Here is a 6,423-nt window from a genome sequence, read left to right as displayed (position 1 = left end):
ATAAAAAATAAAACATCCCACTTCTATTCCAATCACGAATCGATTTAACTTCTTATATAATAAGAGAAGAGATGAGGTATTTTTAATATATACTAAAAGATAATAATATATAATTTAATTTAATAGTATACAAAAGCTTTGAAAAATTAATAGCAAATAGTTGAAAAACCTGTTTATATATAATATTATTATATATAAACTAACTGAAATGCAATATACTGCAATATTATCAATCTTGTTATTAATATGTAATGTTAATTTATTCTGTTTTAAAAATAAATTAACTACTTCTCACTGGGAATTCCCTAAAGGGGATATATTTGAAAAAAAACTAAAAATAGGTATAATTTACCATAATTATATAAATCCTATCTTTTATGATGAAAACTATAAATACATTGCCTTTATCGGGATATTGACATCTTATAATGAATGGATTGAAATACAATTCAGCCCCATAAATTTTTTTACTATCCCAATAAATAAGGATTTTATTTCAAATGCTTATTTCAATTTAGCTTTCACTATTTACATTGCTAAATATTCAATTTTAGCTGATACACTTACTATAAAATTCTTCATTGGAACCCAAATCGATTTAACTCTAAGAACTACTATATTTATAGGAAAAACAACTAATGCATTTCTCTACCCAATTCTTCCCCTAATTACCTTAAAATTTGAAATTGATTTTATACCTAACAACTACAGCATTTACTCTAAATTATCAACTTCCTTTAAAGAAGCTATTCTTTTGGATTTAGGAATATCTATATTGATACCATAAAAATTTTTAACAAGAGATTATCCAACCATCTAAACATAAATAACAAAGACCAAAAAACGAATTTAATAAAAACCAATTTTACTAAGGAATAAGGACTATATTAATACCTGAACTTAAAGACTTTTTAATAGCATTTTCAATATTAGAAAAACTTCTTGTAATTGCCCCCATATCATAAGAATCTGTCATCATAATGCTAGTAATATTTAAATTTTCTCTTATAATATTAACAATACCTTTGGACATGCTAGTTATATCTTTAGAAATTTTGGGAACATTTACATGGCCAATCATGATAAATTTAGCAGCTCTACCAAAAACAAACGGCACAAAATTATTTAACATTAAGAAGCTTCTACTATAAGGCAAAAATGCCAAATATTTATGTGTGTCTATGGTTGTTCCCCCTAATCCAGGAAAATGCTTAATTGCCGAGAATACTCCATGATTCTGCATACCATCAATAAAAGCTTCTACCATAAGTCCAATATTATAAGCGGAATATCCTCCAAACGTTCTATTTAGTAAAGGAGTATGTGGCGCAAATTTTATGTCGGCAACTGGAGCCATATTTAAATTAATGCCTAATCTACGCAATTGTTTAGCAAGAACTTCACCAATTTTATAAATAAGATGCAAATCGTTAACACCCCCTATATACTCCATAGCTGGGAAATTATAAACCCCCATTTTTTTATTTTCACTAGCTCTACTAACTATTCCTCCCTCTTCATCAATAGCAATAAAAATATCATGTCCAATATGGCTTTTTATTGTACTAATCAATCTTTTTGTCTGTTTAGCATCTTTTAAATTTTCTCTAAACAAAATTATACCAATTGGGTTAATCTTTTTTATTCTATTAATATCATCAGTATTAGGTTCTTGAACATTCTTAAAATTTCCTAAGTTTCTAATTCCAATAAACAAGTTTCTATCTTTTAAAATAGTTTTAAAATCGACTTCACCTAAAAATTCCATAAAATCTACAAGATCTGATTTATCCTTGTTAAAATATTCATAATCTATTTCTGGCAAAGATTCTATTGCAAATAAATTTAAACAAAAAAAGATAAAAAATAAAGCTTTTAAAAAGTCCATCTATAACATCCGCGCAACAAACCATAATCTTTTGATAACAAAGCAGCAAGAGAACAATCCAAATCTTTAGTAGCATCAGAACCGTCAGCTCTCTTGCTATAAAAATATCCATGATGCCTATCTTCAAAATAATTACTATTAAACAACATATCAACAAATAACTTTGCAGGAAGGAATCTTTTACTTCTATCAACAGTTAAAATTAATGGATTTTCCATTAATTTTAACACTTCCCAGGTTATTTGCTCAACCGAAATATATTTACCGAATTCTTTATCTTGTTCTATAATTCTAATGGGCATTTTTTCTATTATCTCATCAATATTTTTTATCAAATACTCTAAATTAAAAAGCCCAGTAGCGCAATTAAATAACAGCCTGTTACCTTTACTCTCAAATTCTTGTATAGTCTCTGAAGAAATACCTCCGCCAATATCAACACAAATTAAACGATCCTCGGCATTTACTGCCAATACCCCCCCCTTAAAATCTGTCTTGCTTTTAAAACTAAATTCAAATCCGGCAGAACAATTGGTCAAAGCCATTAAAGCAAGTGCTTTAAAATTAATTGTAAAGCCCATATTATCAACATTCCCAATGTATACAAATCTTTTCCCAGATTCATAAAGCTGTAAATAAATATCTTTTAAAATTTTAAAATTTTGACCATGACCGGCAGGCAAAGCTAAAAGAGAATTATCATTTTTATTATTCTTAAAAGTAAAATATCTATAATTAGAGCTATTAAGCTTTTCATAACAATAAACTAAAGGTTGTACAGCTGTAAAAACATCTTCTTTTTTTAAATTGCAAAAATTTACACTTTTAATCAAATCATCTGCAAATAAATCATCCAAAAATTTGGAAATAAATTCATCCGTTTTACAACTAGTCATTTGAAATATAGAAGGCTTAATCCTTCTACCAGAAAAAGATTCATATCTTTTGGCAACCATTAAAAGATGTCTAATTTTCAAAGCTAAAAATGAAAACCCAAAACTACCGTCCTTGTTAATATAAGCTGGGGTCATGCCCTTTGGGAATTCTCCAAATTTTTCTTTAAATTCAAGTATTTTAGATTCATATAGCATATATAAATCTTCATTAAATCCCCTATTTTTAACTAAATCAAAATAACTTGTTGCAGAGCCTCCATTTAAAATTCCAAAAGAAAGATATGGAAAAAGAATTAATCCCAAATTTTCAAGATCAGAAGAAGAAAAAATATAACAATTATCTTCTTCTAAATACAAGAATTTAGAAAAATCATAAAAATATTTTTTTAAATTATCCTCAACCAACCCTTTGTTAAGCTTAAATCTCAAAATTTTATCCGAAATATCAAAAATATTTTTATGGCTATCACAAGGAAAGTACTTAATAGATTCAAAATTATTAATTCCTATCTCACCAGAATTAAGTTTTTTTAGTATCATTTCAGAAAAAATTTTATCAACTTTAGCATTCATCAGCAAAAACTAAAACCCTTAAGATAAAACTTATTAATTACAAGCAAAAAAACAAATTTTTAAGTATAATAATATAAGTGTCCATATTATTAATAATTATAGCAATAATATGACTAGAATATCAATGGAAAGAAATTTACATGCTTAAACAATATTCACTTAACATGAAAAATTTTAAAAAAGCTTTTGATGAGATGATATTTTCTCCTTCTGGATTTAGAAAAATTTTTGCAAAATCAAAAAATGAAGATTCAACAGAAAATGAAATAGATAATGAAGATAAAGTACTAATAGCACTAATAATCTTCACAATATCAAATTATTTTAAAAATGAATCCAAGCCCTATATTGGATTAGGATTAGACTCAAGGCCAACTGGCAACATTATTGCAGAAATAGCAATAAAAATATTAATAACAAACAAAGAAAAAATTAAGTTTTTTGGCATACTTCCAATAACTGAAATTTTAGCTTGTACGAGAAACACTAAGGATTCAAAAGGTTTCATTTACATATCTGCAAGCCATAATCCAACAGGATACAATGGAATAAAAATAGGATTAAACGATGGTGGCGTACTAAATTCTGCAAAAACGAATGAAATAATAAAACAAATTAAAAATAATAGACAAAATGAACAGTTAATAAACCATTTAATTAATACTCTAAACAAATTTGATGAAGACAAATCCTATTTAGAGGACTATAACAAAACAATAAAATTAGAAAGAAAAAATAAAAACCAATCTTACGAAGAATATAAATCATTAATACACGAAATAGCATGTGAAAACGATATTAACAATAAAAATATAGAAATTTTAAAGAAAAGAATACTAAAAAATCCAATTGGAATAATAGCAGAAATGAATGGGAGCTCTAGAATCAATTCAATAGATAAAGAATTGATAGAATCTTTGGGATTGAAAATAGAATTATATAATGACAAAATAGGTATTTTTAAGCATGATATTATTCCTGAAGGAAAATCTTTAAATGAATGTAAAAAACTACTACAAAAGAAATATATAAAAGACAATTCTTTTGAGCTAGGATATGTACCGGATTGTGATGGAGATAGGGGAAATCTGATATTTATAGACAAAGTCACAAACACTGCAAATATCATCGAAGCGCAAAAAATATTTGCACTTGTAGTAATTTCAGAGCTTAGCTATCTTTATTATACAGGAATAAAAAATAACATAGCAATAGTAATCAATGATGCAACATCTCTGAATATTGAAAAAATTGCAAATTTTTTCAACGCCAAAGTTTATAGAGTAGAAGTTGGAGAAGCCAATCTAACAGAAATGGCAGATGATTTAAGGGCCCAGGGAATGATTGTAAAAATCTCCGGGGAAGGATCAAATGGAGGTTGCATAATATATCCCTCAAGAGTAAGAGACCCAATTACTACCCTACTTAGTATCGTAAAATTATTAAAAATGAAAGAACTTTATCAAATATGGTGTGAGTTGTCTAAAAACTGCTATAAAGAAAAATATAACTTAAAAGATATTTTAAATACAACAAATTTTTACAGCAATGTAATAGTATCATCCAAGAAAGCCAATTTAACAAATCTCAAAATAAAAAATCAAGAAATTTTAAAAAGAAACTATGAAAATCTATTGACTAAAGAAATAAAAAGCAATAAGTTATTTCAAGAATTATCAATAGTCGATTATGAGATCATTAACTATGAAGGCAAAAGACAATCCAAGATTAGGACAGGAGATTCATCGGGTGGATTAAAGGTATTGTTAAAAACTAATAAGGAAATTGTTGCAACCTTGTGGATGAGAATCTCAAAAACAGAGCCAGTAACAAGAGTGCTCAGCGAGGTTATTTATGAAAAAAGAAACATTTTGCCCAAATTACTAGAATTTAATAAAAGCTTAATAAAAAGGGCAAATCTACTATAATAATTAATATTGTTTGATTTAAATAATAATGAGTTAATTATTACTATAAATCTAGTATAAATCAATACTTTTACAATACTTGGAATTCCTCATTTTTTATTCTTTTCAGTACCATATTTTATTCCATTCCAAGTTTTTGAAAGTCCTATTAAATCCTTAACATCTTTTACCACTTTATTTGCAATAAGCCTTGCTTTGCTAGTACCATCAAAAATAATCTCATCAATAAAATCTTTTTTCTTGCCTTCATAAAAACTTCTTTTATCTCTGATTGGCTTTAAAAACGCATTCAAAGCTAAAAATAATTTCTTTTTAACCTCAACATCACCTACTTTACCCTTTTTATACCTACTTTTAAGATCTTCAACTTCTTCATGATTAGTATTAAAAATATTGTGATAAATAAAAACGGGATTATCTTCAACATTGCCTGGAATATCTGCTCTTATTCTATTTGGGTCTGTATACATAGACATAACTTTTTTTTCTAACAAATTTTCATCATCGTTTAAAAAAATTGCGTTATTAAGGCTCTTGCTCATTTTATTCTTACCATAAATACCCACCAAAGGACGAGAATCCGTGAAAACAGATTCGGGTATTGGAAAAAAATTATTTTTGTACAAATGGTTAAACCTTCTTGCAAGTTCTCTTGCAAATTCAATATGAGACTCATTATCACGCCCAACAGGGACTAAATTTGCTTTTGCCATTAGAATATCTGCACTCATAAGAACAGGATATCCTAAAAGACCGTAAGGAATCTCTTTAAGTCCAGCCGCAATGCTCATGTCCTTTATACTTGGAATCCTTTGCAAACGAGCAACAGTAACAATCATTGAAAATATTAAATAAAGCTCAAAGAGCTCGGGTATAGCTGATTGCAAATATATATTAACCTTATTAGGATTAATTCCACAAGCAAGATAATCTAAAACCATCTCTCTAACATTAGAAGGTATTGTATTGATGCTTTTCAAATCGGGTTTTGTAGTTAAAGTGTGTAAATCGGCTATAATAAAATATGTTTCATACTCTTCTTGAAATTTCAAGCGATTTACCACAGATCCTACATAGTGTCCTAAATGAAGAGCACCAGTGGGTCTATCTCCCGTAAGCATAACCTTTCTTTTCAAAA

Annotated in this window: 5 protein-coding genes; 2 read left to right on the top strand and 3 right to left on the bottom strand. The window is 27.5% G+C overall.

What is annotated here, in order from left to right; genetic code table 11:
• The first annotated feature begins 208 nt into the window (after positions 1–208).
• Complete coding sequence (locus DB318_RS04405; protein ID WP_151074365.1) at positions 209–787, top strand: hypothetical protein; 579 nt, start codon at positions 209–211, stop codon at positions 785–787.
• Between the two features lie 81 nt (positions 788–868).
• On the opposite strand, the gene DB318_RS04400 is transcribed toward DB318_RS04405, so the two are convergent.
• Together DB318_RS04400 and DB318_RS04395 are read right to left on the bottom strand one after the other, a co-directional pair.
• Positions 869–1,888 carry a glycoside hydrolase family 3 N-terminal domain-containing protein gene (locus tag DB318_RS04400; RefSeq protein WP_151073814.1) on the bottom strand — a complete coding sequence of 340 codons (1,020 nt, stop codon included), beginning with the start codon at positions 1,886–1,888 and terminating at the stop codon, positions 869–871.
• On the bottom strand, positions 1,876–3,357 hold the full coding sequence (locus DB318_RS04395; protein ID WP_151074360.1) for a UTP--glucose-1-phosphate uridylyltransferase: 1,482 nt from the start codon (positions 3,355–3,357) through the stop codon (positions 1,876–1,878). Before DB318_RS04395 ends, DB318_RS04400 begins: the two co-directional genes overlap by 13 nt.
• A 140-nt stretch (positions 3,358–3,497) precedes the next feature.
• Between DB318_RS04395 and DB318_RS04390 the strand changes: the two genes are divergently transcribed.
• Complete coding sequence (locus DB318_RS04390) at positions 3,498–5,285, top strand: phosphoglucomutase (RefSeq protein WP_172964870.1); 1,788 nt, start codon at positions 3,498–3,500, stop codon at positions 5,283–5,285.
• Between the two features lie 89 nt (positions 5,286–5,374).
• On the opposite strand, the gene trpS is transcribed toward DB318_RS04390, so the two are convergent.
• Positions 5,375–6,421: a tryptophan--tRNA ligase gene (trpS, locus tag DB318_RS04385; protein WP_151074358.1), complete on the bottom strand. Its 1,047-nt coding sequence runs from the start codon at positions 6,419–6,421 to the stop codon at positions 5,375–5,377.
• Positions 6,422–6,423: the final 2 nt, after the last annotated feature.

It is taken from the genome of [Borrelia] turdi, from assembly GCF_008828755.2.
GTDB lineage: Bacteria > Spirochaetota > Spirochaetia > Borreliales > Borreliaceae > Borreliella > Borreliella turdi.
This window is presented reverse-complemented; position numbering and strand designations above follow the sequence as displayed.

What these genes read in the sequence shown, in the direction of transcription:
- DB318_RS04405 (WP_151074365.1), top strand. Translation starts at nt 209, where the DNA reads ATGCAATATACTGCAATATTATCAATCTTGTTATTAATATGTAATGTT.
- DB318_RS04400 (WP_151073814.1), bottom strand. Translation starts at nt 1,888, where the DNA reads ATGGACTTTTTAAAAGCTTTATTTTTTATCTTTTTTTGTTTAAATTTA.
- DB318_RS04395 (WP_151074360.1), bottom strand. Translation starts at nt 3,357, where the DNA reads ATGAATGCTAAAGTTGATAAAATTTTTTCTGAAATGATACTAAAAAAA.
- DB318_RS04390 (WP_172964870.1), top strand. Translation starts at nt 3,498, where the DNA reads ATGCTTAAACAATATTCACTTAACATGAAAAATTTTAAAAAAGCTTTT.